Below are 16069 nucleotides of genomic sequence, written 5' to 3' on the forward strand. Positions count from 1 at the left end.
AGCAGGTGGTTCCAGCTTTTGGTTTGAACTATCGCGTTTTAAATGACAGGGGGAGCTAACGAACATGAAACAAGCAGAACTTAACAGTGCCACTCACTTTAAAATGTACAAGAGTGGCAGGAAGTGGGTTGTCGCCGGTTTAACCGCCGTTTCACTGCTGACCGCCACCGGAGCAATCGCTCACGCTGACGATAATGGTCAGGCAGCAACGCAGGCACCCGTGGCTAACGTCAACACCCAAAATACGACGACGGCCAACCAGCCTAACAACAATCAACCAGCTAACAATAACCAAAGTGCTAATACCCAGCAAGCTAACGACCAAGCAGCAACTACCAACACGCTGAATGTTCAGGCAGCTCCACAAGCGCAGGCGCTGACTGCTTCGGCTTACGCTGCACAAGCAAATACTGTTCAGCAGCCACAAAACCAAACAACGGACGTTAGTTCCCTCCACTTTAGCAATAACGCTCGTTGCCAACAATTTATTCAAAATGTTGCTCCAGGGGCTATTAATGGTTGGAACAAGTACCAAGTGCTTCCTTCAGTTACGGTTGCTCAAGCCATCCTTGAAAGTGGCTGGGGCCAAGCTGCTCCTGGCAACAACCTCTTCGGTATCAAGGGTTCTTACAACGGGCAGTCCATCCGGCTTCAAACTCGTGAAGTCTACAACGGCCGAAGCGTTTATATTTACGACAACTTCCGCGCCTACCCTAGCCTGAGCGAATCCGTTGAAGACCACGGACGCTTCCTGGCAGTCAACAGCCGGTATAACAACTTGCTTGGCGACACCAACTACATTTCCGTAACCAACAAGCTGCACCTCGACGGTTACGCAACCGACCCTAATTACGCCTACTCTTTGCAGAACCTGATTCGGACTTACAATTTGACACAGCTCGATTCAGTGGCTTTCTCTGGCAAGGTCGTTGTCAACAAACAGCAGAATGACAACTCCTCGAGCAGTTTTAGCAACAACACTAACTACTACACTGTTCAAAGTGGGGACACCCTTTCCGGCATTGCTAATCAGTTCTCAACTACAGTTAACACCCTGGCGCACCTGAATGACATTCAAAACGTCAACCAGATTTACGTTGGGCAGCGGCTCCTGGTTCGGCAGGCAACCAGCCAACCGGCAACGCCAAGTCAACCCGCTGCTAACAACCAGCAAAGTAATAACGGTCAAAGCAGCTACACTGTCCAGAGCGGGGATACCCTCTCCGGCATCGCGGGTCAGTTTGGCATGAGCTATTCACAATTAGCCCAGATTAATAACATTACTAACCCTAACCGGATCTATGTCGGCCAGGTCCTGCAATTACGGACGGCAACTGTTAACCATCAGACAACGGGGCCAACTAACACTAATACTAATGCTAACTCTGCGGCAGCATCATACACCGTCCAAAGCGGGGACACCCTCTCCGGCATCGCAAGCCAGTTTGGCATGAGCTACTCACAATTGGCCCAGATTAATAACATTGCCAACCCTAACCGGATCTACGTTGGGCAAGTCCTGCGGGTCGGCGGTACACAGGCCAGCTCAGTTAACACCGTTAGCCAACCGCAACGCAGCAATACTAGTGTTGCTGGATCCTACACCGTTCAAAGTGGTGATACCCTTTCCGGGATTGCCAGCCGGCTCGGGGTTTCTTATGAGCAATTAGCCCAAAGCAACGGCATTGCTAACCCTAACCGGATCTACGTTGGACAGGTTCTGCGGGTCAACGGTCAAGCCACAAGCTACCAAGCTCCAGCAGCTGCATCCCACGGTGCTTACACCGTTCAAAGCGGGGACTCCTTATCAGCGATCGCGGCGCAGCACGGTCTTGACTGGCGGGCACTCGCTCAACGGAATAATTTGCAGGCCCCATATACCATTTATGTCGGCCAACAGTTGAGCCTCTAATTAAAAAAGTTACTACCGAAAAAGCAAAGGGTTATTATTGACCCTTTGCTTTTTTCGGTTTAAATATTAAAATTATAGTAATAATAATTTTGATATTCCGTGGCAAGATACAAATGGGGGAAGTCCAATGGTCAGTCAAACTTCTGGGGAACTAACAAATATTGAAAAAGCCAGCCAGCTCTTTAAAATCCTGGGCAATCCAAAACGGTTGCGGCTAATTTACCTGTTGATCCAGCATTCAATGAGTGTCTCTGAAATCAGCGAACGACTTCACTGGGAGCAGTCTGGTGTTTCCCACCAGTTGCAGATCCTGCGCAAACTTCACCTGGTCCAGCAGCACCGGCACGGCAAGGTCATCATCTACCAGTTGGAAAATCCCCAACTAATGACCCTGGTTGCCGATGTCTTGAGTCACGCTGACGAAATCATGAATAAACCGGCCACAGAAAAGTAACTGAGCGGCAGGGAGGAAAACTAAATTTCTTCTCTGCCGCTCGGCTATTTTAAAGATATTAATGCTCCGCCAATTCAAACCCTGCTGGACCAGCGGTGTCAGACTGGCTTTGCGACGAACAATAAATAGCATGAAATGGCCCAACAGCCACTCTGCCTTATTCCCTTGGCTTTGGGCCGTCTTAAATTAGTTTCAGCTGGAAGTCATCCGTACTTTGGATGTCCCTGACCTTTACAGTTGCCCCATCCTGCAACTGACTTTGCTTCAACCAAAAGCTCGGGTGCTGGTGACTATAAAAACGAAACTGGTAATACGGTGCTGCTAGCTGCACTACTCCCTGGCTACCATCAGAACAGTGAATTGTTTGCGTCCGCTCATTGGCGTGAAGATAAACGGTCGTCACTGCTATCACCTCCATGCCACCATTATAACACCTGTTTTGGTATACCTAAAAATAAAGTGATACTAATTTAAATTATTAGTCAAATCCCCTAATAACGTCAAACAACCGCGGCTAAGTAGTCATCCTACCAAGCTACGGTTGTTTACTTCTTAAATTAATCGGCTGCCAGAGCGTCAATTGGGTTTAGCTTAGCCGCATGCCGGGCCGGCAATAGGGCAGCGATGAATGAAATTACTACGGCAACCACGATTGCAAAAATGACGTTCCCCACCGTAATCTGGACGATATTGTACTTAATCAGTCCGTAAAGGGCGTGGTTAAGGATCAAAGCTACCACCGCGACAATTCCCAAGGCCAGGATAGCCGAGAATAAACCGATAAAGATTGACTCGGAGGTAAACAGCCGCCGAATGTCTTTCTTCCGTTCACCCAGCGCCCGCAGGATACCGATTTCCTTCGTCCGTTCTGAAACCGACATATACATCGTGACAATAATCATCAGCGCGGAAACCAGGAGCGAAATCCCGGCAATAGCTGCAAGGATGGTGGAAGCAAGGTGGACATAGGTATTAACGGTCTTGAGAACCGAACCAACAGTAATTGCGCTTAGGATCCGCTCATTTTGGCCGTTGCGCAGGTTATTAATCCGGTTGGCCGTGCTTTCGACAGTCGCAAGATCCTTTGCATTAGCCACCGCAAAGTTCGGCCGGGTATCAGCATTATGCTGACGTAATAACCGTTGAAGGGTCGCGTAATTAATGGTTGTCCCAGCACTAGCACCCTCACTCAGGCCAGCGACCTTCAGTGTCCCATCGACTGCGACCGGTGCTCCCTGCTTGTTGACCCAGTTAAAGCTGATTTTAATCTGCTTGCCAACCAGCTGACGGTAACTTCGCGGCCCGGTCAGTTGGATTGCCTGCTGCTTGGTCAAAACAATTTCGTTATTCCCAGGACGGTGCCCATGCTTGATCGAGCTTGCCGTAACCGACTTATTCCAGGTCGTCATGTTGGCCCCACTTTGCTGCAATTTGCCATAGTTAAGCCGGTAGCCGCCAATCATGTTCCCCTTTTGAACGCTGGCAACCCCAGCGACCTTTGCCAGCCGGTCCAGGTCTGCATTACTAATGACCATCGACTGGGGATCCGCTGACATATTCTGCATTAGGGCAGATTGAATCTGGTCCTGCGTCAGCCGCTTCCCCGTTGGATTCTTAAAAACAGTAATGGAACGCGGGTTAGTCAGCGAGTTAATCTGATTTTGAATATAACCGTTGACCCCGTTTCCCAGTCCGCTGAATAGGAGGACGGCAAAAATTCCAATTGCCGTTCCTAACATAATCAGCGAGTTGCGCCAGAAGTTATACATCAGGTGTTTAAACGCCATCCGGTAACTAGCCATGGCCGGGAGCTGTTTGGGTTTGATGGTCGTGGGGTCCGCTGGGAGCGGGTAAGCAGGCCGCAACCGCTGGTCCCCATCAATCTTCCCGTCGGCGAGGTGAACAATCCGGGTCCCGTGGTCCGCCACTTCCTGGGAATGGGTTACCGCAATCACCAGTTTGCCATCCTTGGCAATGTCATCCAAAAGGGTCAAGACTTCCTGGGTATTTTCCGAGTCTAAGGCCCCGGTTGGTTCGTCGGCAATGATGATTTGGGGATCACTCGCCAACGCCCGGGCGATCGCAACCCGCTGCTTTTGCCCCCCTGAAAGGTGGTTGGGATGCTTATGGACCTGTTCGCTTAGGCCCACCTGATCTAGCAGTTTCAGTGCCCGGGCTCGCCGTTCTTCCTTGCTCAAGGTCGTCATATCAAGGGCAACGAGCACGTTATCCAGGACGGTCAGGTGGGAAATCAGGTTATAGGACTGGTAGATGTACCCCACCATGGCCCGCCGGTAATCATCAAGCTGCTTTTCCTTTTCGTGATCCAGCAGCTGACCATTAACCAACACTTGGCCCTCAAAATTCCGGTCCAAGCCGCCAATGATGTTCATCAAGGTCGATTTTCCCCCACCGGATTCGCCCAGGATCGAAACGAACTCCCCCCGGGAAAACTGGAGGTCGATACCCTTGAGCACCGGAAAGGCCTGCTTATCCAGGTAGTACGATTTCCGAATGTCGTGTAATTCTAAAAACGCCATTTCATTCTCCTTTTAGTTTAATGGCTTAATTATAGCAAAGTCGCCACCAGCCAGGGAATAGCCGGCATAATTCCTTCAGAGAAAAACAATATTTCCCGGGAAATATCACTTCTCCTGAACCATTTTCCCGTCCATTAGCTGGTAAATATGGTCGGCAAATTCCCGCAGACGCAGGTCATGGGTCACAACCACAATCGCCTTGTCATGGTTGCGGGCCATCTGTTTTAAGAGGCTTCCAACTACCTTAACCCGGTTGCTGTCAAGCGCCGCCGTTGGTTCATCCGCCAAGACGATTTCCGGGTTAGGATACAGGGCCCGGGCAATTGCCACCCGCTGGTTCTGCCCACCAGACATTTCATCAGGAAAATGGTTTCTAAGGTCAGCAATTCCCAATTCCGTCAATAACCGCTGAAATTCCGCGGTCGATAAATTACCCGTCTTTTTTACTTTGCAAACCAGGGCAAACTGGTCGGCCACATTCAGGTACGGAAGCAGGTTGTACGATTGCAGGACAAAGCCGATTTTATTCAGCCGCAGCTGGTCCCGCTCCTTGGACGTTAGCTTGCCTAGGTGCTTCCCCTCGACCGCTACGGTACCACTGGTCGGCGTCTGGAGTCCTCCAGCAATCGTTAAAAAGGTACTTTTCCCGGAGCCTGAGGGGCCCAAAATCAAGCTTAGCTCCCCCCGGTCCGCTTGGAAGTTGATATTATCCAAAACCTGGACCCGGCCAATTCCTTCACCAAAGGTCTTACTGATGTTTGTTAACTCAATTACTGCCATCGTATCCCTCCTAGCCATTCAGCGCCCGCACTGGGTCAATTTTAAGAATCATCCGGACCGGCAAGAGTGCCCCCAGGACGCCTAGAATAATCAGTACAACCACCATTAGCGCAATCAGCGGCCAATCCAGTACCAGGGCAACGGTCGTCGGCATTAACCAGGTGGTCAGCAGGGTCAATAACAGGCCGCCGCAGATTCCCGCCGCCATGAGGATCACTGCCTGGTGGATCGTCGTTGCAATCAGGTAGCGGGCAGGAATCCCTTGGGCACGCAGGACGGCATAATTAGGCATTTTCTGCATCGTCAAAATGTACAGGAAGACCGCAATGATAATCAACGAGATGACCATCAAGAAGCCGATCATAAACGCAAAGGTGTTATTCTGGGCCGCATAACCAGGCAATTTCTGGATAAATTCCTGGCTCGTGTACCGGGCCAAATTATTGAAGCGCTCGCCACCCTCCAGCCGGTTGCTAATAATTCCGCTTGCTACTACCTGCGAGTTAACACCCCGCAGCGTTTTCCAGGTCGCGAGTCGGCCGTAAATCACTGGGGCCACGTTTAGTTGTGCGTCCTTGGCAAAACCGACGATCCGGTAACGGTCGGCAGTCGAATTCAGCCGAACCTGCTCTCCTAACCGGTAGCCCTTTGTCCGCAGGCTCTGGTCAACCACCAACTCATCAGCATGACGAGCGTGCCGTCCACTGACCAGGGGAATGTTTTTCTTGGCAATCGCCTGGTCTAGTTCTAGGCCAATAAACTGAGCGCTTTGCTTATCAGCCCCGCCAGCTGCCTTAGTAATAACGACGGGAGCCTGACCGACCAGCGACTCATGCTCGTTAAGCCGCTGACCGTCTAGCTGATCCTTGGTAATCAGTGACTGACTCAGATTGTCATTGGCATTTTTATTCAGGAAAACGGTCTGGGTTTGCCAGGTAGTAATTGCCGCCTTATTTTCATTTGCAAGCCCGATCATCATGCCCATCAGGACAAACATCAGGTAGCTGATCATTACAATCATCGCAACTATCAGCCCGTAGCGGACCTTTTCATGTTTAATTTCGCGTAATGCTAAGAACATCTAATCACCTCCGTGCTAGTAACGCGGTCAATGCCGCGGCTAACCGCTGGACCGCCTGTGAACTATCCTGAGGCTGCCAGAGGGCCCCCTTAATCGTCTCGTGTACTAATACCATTACTGCCCACTCCGTCGCGCTGGTAGGCCTTAACCGGGGCACCGCCTGGGTATGCAGCAGCGCTTCGTTGACGGCATAGTGGCGTTGAATCAGCTCATAATACGGACTAGCAGTCACCTGCTCTAGAAATGCCGTCACCTGGGCAACATACTCCTCGGCCGTCAAAAGCCGGTGTGTCCGAATGCTGTCATCGTGGAGGTCATTCATCGCAAATTGGTACAGGTAGCGGTAAGCAGCGGTTAAGTCAGTAAAATACTTATAAAAGGCCCCCCGCGCAATCTGGGCACTTTTGACAATTCGCGCCACCTGGGCGTCGGCGAGGTCATGGTTACTAAATTCTTCTAAAAGGGCCTGGCGAATTAAGGTCTGCTTACTCTGGGGTAAATTTTCAAACGTTTGACTTGGCATAATTTTCCCTTTCCGTGACACCGTGTCACTCAATTGATTATCAATTAGTATAGGCCCCAAGTGACACGGTGTCAACTTAGCTGCATAAAAAATCCCGGGGAATTTCCCGGGAAATAACTTGTAATCGCTTATGCTTCTTCACCGGCCAGCTTAACAACGGCCTTGGATACATTCTTAATCCGGCCGTTAACGAAGTCGTCAACTTCCTTAACGTCAAATTCGTGGGAAAGCAATGGCAGGACATCAACCTTGCCAGAAGCCATCAGTGCAATGGAGTCTTCGAAGCAGTAAGGGTTAATGAAAGCACCCTGGATCTTCAGTTGCTTTTGGAAGACTTCGTAACTGTTGATGGAGAACTTGTCATCTGGGTTACCGACACCGAACATGGAAACCTGACCACCCCGGGCAGCAGCTTCAACAGCCTGTTCCTGTGTCTCTGGCCGACCAACGGCTTCGATTACGATATCGTATTCGTTAGTTGGAATCTGTTCACCCTTAGCAGTATTAATGGTCTTGGCACCGAAGCGGTCGTGGTTGAGCTTCAGCTTTTCATCATTGCGACCGCTCAGCGTTACTTCGCTTACCCCATAGGCTTGTAGAGTCTGAACAAATAATTGACCCATGAAGCCATCACCGATTACCAGTGCCTTCTGGTATGGGTGGATTTCCAACAGGTCAACACCGTGAACGGCACATGACAATGGTTCCGTAACGGCCGCAGCCTTAAGGGAAACACTGTCTGGAATGGCGTAAACAACCTTCGCAGGGGCAGTGAAGTAGTCTTCGAAGCCCCCATCGCGGGTCACACCTACGGCAGAAAGGTTTTCACACATTTCAGGACGGGAAGTCCGGCAGTACTTGCATTCACCACAGTAGATGTTCGGGTCAACCGTTACCCGGTCACCGACCTTAACGTTCTTAACTTCAGGACCAACCTTGGCAACGACCCCAGAGTTTTCGTGGCCCAAAACAATCGGTGGAACCGCGCTGGCAGAACCTGGCAGCCCCGCATACAGAGCGTGATCAGTCCCACAAATTCCAGCGTAAGCGGTGTGAACCAGAACTTCATCCGGCTTAACTTCTGGCGTTTCCACGTCCTGGACTTCGAGCTGCTTAATTCCAGTTAAAACAAGTGCTTTCATAATCAATTCTCCCTAGATGTAATAACTAAATCTGCCCTATTATAGTGAAAATAATTACTACTTGTCAAACGTTTATCAAGTGGAAAGTTTTACCTAACAAAGCGGTCATACTTAAATTTTTTCTAAATTTATTTCCCTCGTCCTCCGGCATTCATTGCAACCGTTTACTTTGGTTACCAGCCGCCAACTTCTTTTTCAACAGGCCCGTTTTTAAGGCCCAAAAAGCCGTTAAGACGGTGATTTTCCGTTGAAATGTAATATTTTTTATGCTACCCTAACAAAGTATTCGAATTAAGTTAATTTTGGTTACCAAATCAAGTTAACAAAACAAGGAGAAAGGTGGATTTGGCGTGGACAACACAAAAAATCAACGTAAAAAGCATCACTTGATTGAGTATGCTAACGGTAAGTCACTTGAAGAAATTAACGGGACCGTTGAAGTCCCTCACGGTAAGGGCTTCTGGCGAACGCTCTTCGCCTACTCTGGCCCTGGCGCCCTCGTTGCTGTTGGTTACATGGATCCTGGTAACTGGTCAACTTCCATTACCGGTGGTCAAAGTTTCCAATATACCCTGATGACTACTATCTTGATTTCAAGTTTGATTGCGATGTTGCTACAATACATGGCGGCTAAACTCGGAATCGTGAGCCAAATGGACCTTGCCCAGGCAACACGGGCACGGACCGGTAAAGCGTTAGGGATCGTATTATGGATTATGACTGAGCTGGCCATTATGGCGACTGATATTGCGGAAGTTATCGGGGCGGCGATTGCGCTGAACCTACTCTTCCACATTCCATTGATTCCATCAGTGTTCATCACTGTTCTGGATGTCCTGGTACTGTTACTGCTGACCAAGATTGGTTTCCGGAAGATCGAAGCCATCGTTGCCTGCCTGATTCTGGTAATCCTGTTTGTCTTCGCCTACCAGGTAGCTTTGTCTAACCCAAACTGGGGTGGCGTCTTCATGGGCTTGCTGCCGTCAGCAAAGTCCATCGCCCAGCACCCCGAAGTCGGTGGAATTACTCCTTTGACCGGGACCCTGGGGATTATCGGGGCTACGGTGATGCCGCACAACCTCTACCTGCACTCAGCAATTTCACAGACCCGGAAGATTGACCACGATGACCTTGATAGTATTCGGCAAACTGTCCGCTTTACGACTTGGGACTCCAACATCCAATTATCACTAGCATTTATCGTTAACTCATTACTGTTGATCATGGGGGTTGCAGTCTTCAAGACTGGGGCTGTCCAGGATAGTTCCTTCTTCGGTCTGTACGACGCCTTGAACAACACCTCGATGCTATCCAACCCGGTCCTGATCGCGGTTGCCAAGTCCGGTGTCCTCTCGACCCTGTTTGCCGTCGCCCTGCTGGCGTCTGGGCAAAACTCAACCATTACCGGGACCCTGACCGGGCAGGTCATCATGGAAGGGTTCGTCCACATGAAGATGCCGCTTTGGGCCCGGCGACTGGTAACCCGGATTATCTCGGTTATCCCTGTTTTAGCCTGTGTTGCCATGACATCTGGTGAAAACACCATCCAGCAACACACGGCCCTGAACCTGTTGATGGAAAACTCGCAGGTCTTCCTGGCCTTTGCCCTCCCATTCTCAATGCTGCCACTGCTGATGATGACTAACAGTGAAGTCGAAATGGGTGAATTCAAGAACCGGCTCTGGGTCAAGATCTGTGGTTGGATTTCCGTTATCGCCCTGACTTTCTTAAACCTCTACAACCTGCCAGCCACTTACGAAGGCTTTGGCATTTGGTCCAAGGGACTCTCTGACGTGCTCGCCTACATTACGATCATTGCCATCCTGGTCCTGCTGCTTTGGACTTGTATCGAACTGTACCGCGGTGACAAGCGCTTTGCCGCGGAAGGACGGGGCTTTGGTCAAAAGGAAGCCGCAATGGAAGGCGCCAAGACGAAAGAGAACGACTAAATTTAACGCAAGAATGTCACAACTCGTTCACACAATTTTCAACTTTGGCGAGTATCTTATAGACAATCCCAAATTCATATAATCTCCCAAAGTAAATAATGATCTGAAACGGCCACCCGCACGCAGCGGATGACCGTTTTAGTTTTACCGCTTGCCAGCAATGAACAATGTTATAATATAGACTTGAGTATTAACACACCACTAACAAGTAACACCAAAGTTCTTTTACAACTTCCTAAATGAGGTGAAGACATTGAATAACAACGAAGAACGACCAAGCCGGGTGCAGCTTTATGACTCCCGAACTAAGAAACGGGGAACCGGCAAATTAAAAAGCAGCAAGGGCCACCACCCGCAAAAGCCGGGCCGGGGCAAGAAAATTTTTAAAATCCTCCTGGCAATTTTGCTAACGATCCTGCTGGTAATGATTATTATTTTCATTGTCAAACAGCACAATCCAATCAAGACCAATACCAACAATGACCAATCCGTTTCGACCAGCTCGAAGCGGTCAAGCAGTCACCGACACCGCCACTCGTCAAGCTCCAGCAGCGATGACGACGACACCGGCACGACTGGCACCAGCAATACCTACTCCTACTCGATTCCAACTGGGCAAACCGGCAACCAGCAAACGCCAACCAACCAGGGCCAAGGACAGGGACAGCAGAATAATAATGCTGGTCAGCAGCAAGGCAGCCAACAACAGGGCGGCCAAAACTCTGGCAACCCAACTCCGCAAACCCCTAGTGGCAACTCTACTGGTAGCACACCTGCTGGCAACGGTACTCAGCGCTAATTTAACTTTTTTTGAAAAAGGACTTGCCAAAGTCAAAATGGGTGTTATAATTCTAGTCAATCAAAAGGAAATGCAACCAACCACTGCTTAACCAGGGAATTGCGGCCTTGACTGGAAGCCGCATTGAGTCGACAGTTGCTTGTACCACCTTGTTAGATTACTGGCCGAAATAAGGCTGGTCGGGTCGTGTCCGTTAACACACCATAGAGAGAGCTGGATTTAGCTCTGAACATGGGTGGAACCACGCTAATTATTGTTAATTAACGTCCCAAGTGCATTACTAGTGTGCACTTGGGACGTTTTTTATTTATATTGTCAAAAGGAGAGATTTATATGGCACAGATTGCAGTTATGTCCGTTGATGGATCAGTTAAGAAGATTGATCGCGACTCAGAAGAAGGTTTACAAGCACTGCGGAAGTTAGCTTCCCTGCTGCTGAAGGATTCCTTACACCAAGAATTTAAGGGAATCCGCTTGGGTGAAAGCGTTGCTGACGAAGATGGTTTCCATGTTGATTCCGACAAGGACGACCAACAAGTCTCCGCTGACGAGTTATCAGCATTGCAAGACGCCCTGTTGGCTAAGGCCAAGGACACCAAAGTTGAATTTGTCGAAGTTGACTTGGACGACGCCCTGGCAGAAGTCAAGGACGACCCTTACTCCAGCGAACTGATCAAGGAAGCTGCTAAAGACGGCAAGGTTGCAATGTACCAAGTTGGTGACGTCAAGGCTGTTGCTGACGGCGACGTCCTGCTGTACGGTGACGCCATCAAGCACCTCAAGCTCTTATCTGTTGCCGGTGCCTACTGGAAGGGTATGTCATCCAACCCAATGCTCCAACGGATTTACGGGACCGTCTTCTTCAACAAGGAAGCCCTGGACGAAGACATGAAGAAGCGCCAGGAAGCCCGTGAACACGACCACCGGGTGATTGGTAACCAACTCGACCTCTTCTTCGTTGATCCAAAGGTCGGTGCTGGACTGCCATACTGGATGCCGAAGGGTGCTACTATTCGCCGGACGATTGAACGTTACATTATCGACCGGGAAGTTGCCGATGGTTACGAACACGTCTACACCCCAGTGCTGATGAACCTGGACGCCTACAAGACTTCTGGTCACTGGGAACACTACCGGGACGACATGTTCCCGCCAATGGACATGGGTGACGGCGAAATGCTGGAAATCCGGCCAATGAACTGCCCAAGCCACATCCAGATTTACAAGCACCACATCCGTTCTTACCGTGACCTGCCAATGCGGATTGCCGAACTTGGGATGATGCACCGTTACGAAAAGTCTGGTGCCCTGTCAGGTCTGCAACGGGTTCGTGAAATGACCCTGAACGATGGCCACACCTTTGTTGCTGTTGACCAAATCCGGGATGAATTTGCCAAGATTCTGAACTTGATTATGGACGTCTACAAGGACTTCGACATCACCGATTACAGCTTCCGCCTGTCCCTGCGTGACCCGAAGAACAAGGAAAAGTACTACGGGAACGACGAAATGTGGGATGAATCTCAAAAGCTGCTGAAGGCTGCCATGGATGACCTGAACCTCGACTACTATGAAGCCGAAGGGGAAGCCGCATTCTACGGTCCAAAGCTGGATATCCAAACTAAGACTGCTCTGGGTAACGACGAAACCATGTCCACTATCCAATTGGACTTCATGCAACCAGACCGCTTCGGCCTGTCCTATGTTGGTAAAGATGGTAAAGAACACATGCCTGTGATGATCCACCGTGGAATCGTTGGTACCATGGAACGGTTCGTTGCCTACCTGACTGAAATTTACAAGGGTGCCTTCCCAACCTGGTTAGCCCCAGAACAAGTCCACATCATCCCAGTTAGCGAAGAAAAGCACGGCGACTACGCTCAGAAGCTGGCTGACAAGATGAAGGCCGCCCAAATTCGGGTAGTGGTTGACGACCGGAACGAAAAGATGGGTTACAAGATTCGTGAAGCCCAGACCCAAAAGGTTCCATACACGCTGGTTGTCGGTGACGATGAAGTCAAGAATAACGCTGTTTCTGTTCGGAAGTACGGTGAGGATGCTCAAAACAACATGAGCCAGGACGACTTCATGAACGAAATTCTTGCCGACATCGCTTCCTACTCCCGCAAAAATTAGTGAAGTAATCTCCCAATAACGTTTAATAACTGCATTGTGCCTGCCCGGCTGACCCCACGGCTGGGCAGGGCCATATAAATGCTCATTAACCTCCAAATTAATGATGTAAGGCACCCGTCAGATGTACTGTCTGGCGGGTGTCCTTTTTATTGCCATCATATTTTCACATCTTTTTTTAATTTTTCTCTTGATTTTGTCATAATAGGGTGCTATCCTACAAACAATCAATTATTACAAAAGACGTTGATCGAGAACGAGGGCACGAACCGGTAGCAGAGAGCTGGTGGGTGGTGCGAACCAGCAGATGGACCGTGCGCTTCAATCACTCGGGAGTCGTATGTCGAACGAAGAATCAAGTAGAGCGTACTGGTAGCACCCATTATCGTGCCGGCTAATTGCCGTTTACGGACGGCAGTTGGTTAAGGCGGTTTAATAGCCGTAAAGAAAGGTGGTACCACGCTCAGAGCGTCCTTTTCAGTTCCTACTTATAGGAGCCGGGAAGGACGCTCTTTTTATTTCTTCGTCAATCTTAAAGGTGGTGATGGTCATGACAGACAGCGACATTAGCAACATTCAAATCCAATCAGGAAAACATTATCAAAACAATAATTCTTAGTCGTAGTTAACGATTAGCCTGTTTACACAGGCAAAAGGTAACGGCGACTAAGTCACAAGGAGGAAATTACAATGACTGAACAACACGTTACCTTAAACCAACAACAAGAAGCATTTGCCCAGGCCCTCGCAAAGGCCTACCAAAGTAAGGAACCCCTTCGGATGGCTGACTGGCAGGGCGTCGTAACCGATGACGATACCGCCTATGCCGTCCAGGACCGCTTCGTCGCCCTCAAGAAACTCCCGACCGGCGGCTACAAGGTTTCCTTAACCTCCAAACAGACCCAGGACATGTTTGATTCTGACAGTCCCCTCTACGGGCAGCAAGTCGACTCCCACTTCCTGCCGGCCCCGGCCCACTTATCCTTAAAAGAACAGACAATGGCTCCCCTGCTCGAAGTCGAACTTGGCTTCCGGGCCACTGAAGACCTGCTGGCAACCGATAGTTTGGACGACCTCCTCCACAAGACCACAGTATGCGGAACCGTCGAATTGCCGGACAGCCGCTTTGCCGACTGGTTCCCCGACCTCGACAAGTTCTGCGTGATGAGTGACTGCGCGGTCGGCGGATTCGTCGTTTACGGCGAGGAGCGCCCAAGTGCTGAGGTTTTTCCAACCGTTGCGGACGCCGCCAACGTCAACGTGACCCTCTACCACGATGGCAAGGAAGAAGCCACCGGCAGCTCCAGCGAGGTCCTCGGGAACCCGTTCGAATCCCTCGCCTGGCTAGTTAAGAAACTCGCCGCCCAGGGAAAGGTTTTCCGGGCCGGACAATTAGTTTCCTCCGGGACCTTCCTCCTGCCACCGCACCTGACTGCAGGCAAGTGGGAAGCAAAGTTTGACCACGGTTTCGGTAACGTCACGGTTAACGTCGTCGACTAATTAAGCGCATATACGAAAGGAAGTTTTATTATGACAAGAAAAGTAGCAGTAGTTGGAATGGGCCACGTTGGCGCCACAGTTGCACATTACCTCGTCGCCGGTGGTTTCGCCGATGATTTAGCACTTTACGACACAAATGAAGCCAAGGTCCAGGCCGATGCCCTCGACCTTCGTGACGCCATGGCAAACCTGCCCTTCCACACCAATCTAACGGTAAACGACGACTCTCAACTGGCAGACTGTGATGTGGTCGTCTCCGCCCTCGGTAAATCTAAGTTAGTCGACACCCCCGACCACGACCGCTTTGCCGAATTTAAATTCACCCGCACCCAAGTGCCGTTGGTCGCCAAGAAGCTGGTCGATAATGGTTTCCACGGCAAACTGGTCGATGTCACAAACCCCTGTGACGTCATCACCTCGATGTACCAAAAATTAACTGGCCTGCCAAAGGAGCACGTCATGGGAACCGGGACCCTGCTGGACTCTGCTCGGATGCGGGCCCGGGTCGGAGAAGCCCTCAAAGTCGACTCCCGCTCGGTTGACGGCTTTAACCTCGGTGAACACGGGAATTCCCAGTTCACTGCCTGGTCCACCGTCCGGGTTCTCGGCAAGCCCCTGTTAGAACTGGTCAAGGAACGGGACTTAGACCTCGCCGACTTAGAAGAACGGGCCCGCCAAGGCGGCTACCTGGTTTACCAAGGGAAGAAGTATACCAATTACGGGGTCGCCACGGCCGCGGTTCGGCTGACCAACGCCCTGCTCAGCGACGCCCGGACCGTCATGCCGGTTTCCAACTACCGGGCCGAATACGGGACCTACCTTTCCTACCCGGCAGTGGTCGGCCGCGACGGGGTCGTCGAGCAATTGCAACTCGACTTAACCGCGGAAGAGCAGGAAAAGCTCGCCACCTCCGCCAAGTACATCAAGGAACGTTTGCAGGCGGAAGAAGAACGGGCGGCCCAGGCAGAATAAACGCTTGACACTTTAGTGAAGTATGACCAACCATGAAGCATAGATTAGAACATTTTTTGGCTTGCAAAATTAAAACTCTAATGATACTCTAATAAACATCAAGTACACGAAAGGAGAAAGATCAATGTTAATGTTAGTATTTGCTAATCAATTGCAGCAATCTTCCTCCTCAGCCTCTAGCTCTATTCGAGGCTGAGTGGTTTTAGTAGTGTACCTAAAATAGAACGGTCTAATAAATTACCGGGTTCACTTAATCATTTGGCAATTTCCAGATGGTTACGGGT

13 protein-coding genes are annotated in these 16069 nt (G+C 50.3%); 7 read left to right on the plus strand and 6 right to left on the minus strand.

Annotated features, from left to right (window positions below):
• Positions 1-64 precede the first annotated feature (64 nt).
• Both N4599_RS06290 and N4599_RS06295 read left to right on the plus strand, forming a co-directional pair.
• Positions 65-1912, plus strand: coding sequence for a muramidase family protein (locus tag N4599_RS06290; protein ID WP_260898523.1), 1848 nt, complete (start codon positions 65-67; stop codon positions 1910-1912).
• A gap of 127 nt (positions 1913-2039) precedes the next feature.
• Complete coding sequence (locus N4599_RS06295; protein WP_003714289.1) at positions 2040-2366, plus strand: ArsR/SmtB family transcription factor; 327 nt, start codon at positions 2040-2042, stop codon at positions 2364-2366.
• 181 nt (positions 2367-2547) lie between these two features.
• Here the strand turns inward: N4599_RS06295 and N4599_RS06300 are convergent, their stop codons facing one another.
• The 6 genes from N4599_RS06300 to N4599_RS06325 all read right to left on the minus strand — a co-directional run bounded on the left by N4599_RS06300 (position 2548) and on the right by N4599_RS06325 (position 8432).
• On the minus strand, positions 2548-2769 hold the full coding sequence (locus N4599_RS06300; RefSeq protein WP_003714223.1) for a hypothetical protein: 222 nt from the start codon (positions 2767-2769) through the stop codon (positions 2548-2550).
• 154 nt (positions 2770-2923) lie between these two features.
• Entirely contained in the window at positions 2924-4906 is a 1983-nt protein-coding gene (locus N4599_RS06305) for an ABC transporter ATP-binding protein/permease (RefSeq protein ID WP_260898527.1), read from the minus strand.
• A gap of 105 nt (positions 4907-5011) precedes the next feature.
• The gene (locus N4599_RS06310) at positions 5012-5686 is read right to left on the minus strand and encodes an ABC transporter ATP-binding protein (RefSeq protein ID WP_062814034.1); all 675 of its coding nucleotides are present in this window, start codon (positions 5684-5686) and stop codon (positions 5012-5014) included.
• A gap of 10 nt (positions 5687-5696) precedes the next feature.
• The gene (locus N4599_RS06315) at positions 5697-6767 is read right to left on the minus strand and encodes an ABC transporter permease (RefSeq protein WP_260898530.1); all 1071 of its coding nucleotides are present in this window, start codon (positions 6765-6767) and stop codon (positions 5697-5699) included.
• Positions 6768-6771: 4 nt separating this feature from the next.
• Positions 6772-7290, minus strand: coding sequence for a TetR/AcrR family transcriptional regulator (locus N4599_RS06320; protein ID WP_260898532.1), 519 nt, complete (start codon positions 7288-7290; stop codon positions 6772-6774).
• 128 nt (positions 7291-7418) lie between these two features.
• Complete coding sequence (locus N4599_RS06325) at positions 7419-8432, minus strand: zinc-dependent alcohol dehydrogenase family protein (RefSeq protein WP_260898533.1); 1014 nt, start codon at positions 8430-8432, stop codon at positions 7419-7421.
• Positions 8433-8782: 350 nt separating this feature from the next.
• Here N4599_RS06325 and N4599_RS06330 point away from each other — a divergent pair, with 350 nt between their 5' ends.
• The 5 genes from N4599_RS06330 (at position 8783) to N4599_RS06350 (ending at position 15785) form a co-directional block, all read left to right on the plus strand.
• Complete coding sequence (locus N4599_RS06330; protein ID WP_260898535.1) at positions 8783-10381, plus strand: Nramp family divalent metal transporter; 1599 nt, start codon at positions 8783-8785, stop codon at positions 10379-10381.
• A gap of 244 nt (positions 10382-10625) precedes the next feature.
• Complete coding sequence (locus N4599_RS06335) at positions 10626-11180, plus strand: hypothetical protein (protein ID WP_260898538.1); 555 nt, start codon at positions 10626-10628, stop codon at positions 11178-11180.
• A gap of 333 nt (positions 11181-11513) precedes the next feature.
• Positions 11514-13316: a threonine--tRNA ligase gene (gene thrS / locus N4599_RS06340; protein WP_260898540.1), complete on the plus strand. Its 1803-nt coding sequence runs from the start codon at positions 11514-11516 to the stop codon at positions 13314-13316.
• 687 nt (positions 13317-14003) lie between these two features.
• On the plus strand, positions 14004-14813 hold the full coding sequence (locus tag N4599_RS06345) for a 2-keto-4-pentenoate hydratase (RefSeq protein WP_260898542.1): 810 nt from the start codon (positions 14004-14006) through the stop codon (positions 14811-14813).
• Positions 14814-14843: 30 nt separating this feature from the next.
• Positions 14844-15785 (plus strand): L-lactate dehydrogenase, encoded by a 942-nt coding sequence (locus N4599_RS06350; RefSeq protein ID WP_062814042.1) that lies wholly within the window; start codon positions 14844-14846, stop codon positions 15783-15785.
• The last annotated feature ends 284 nt before the right edge of the window (positions 15786-16069 follow it).

Origin of the sequence: Limosilactobacillus oris, from assembly GCF_025311495.1 — a bacterium.
Lineage (GTDB): Bacteria > Bacillota > Bacilli > Lactobacillales > Lactobacillaceae > Limosilactobacillus > Limosilactobacillus oris_A.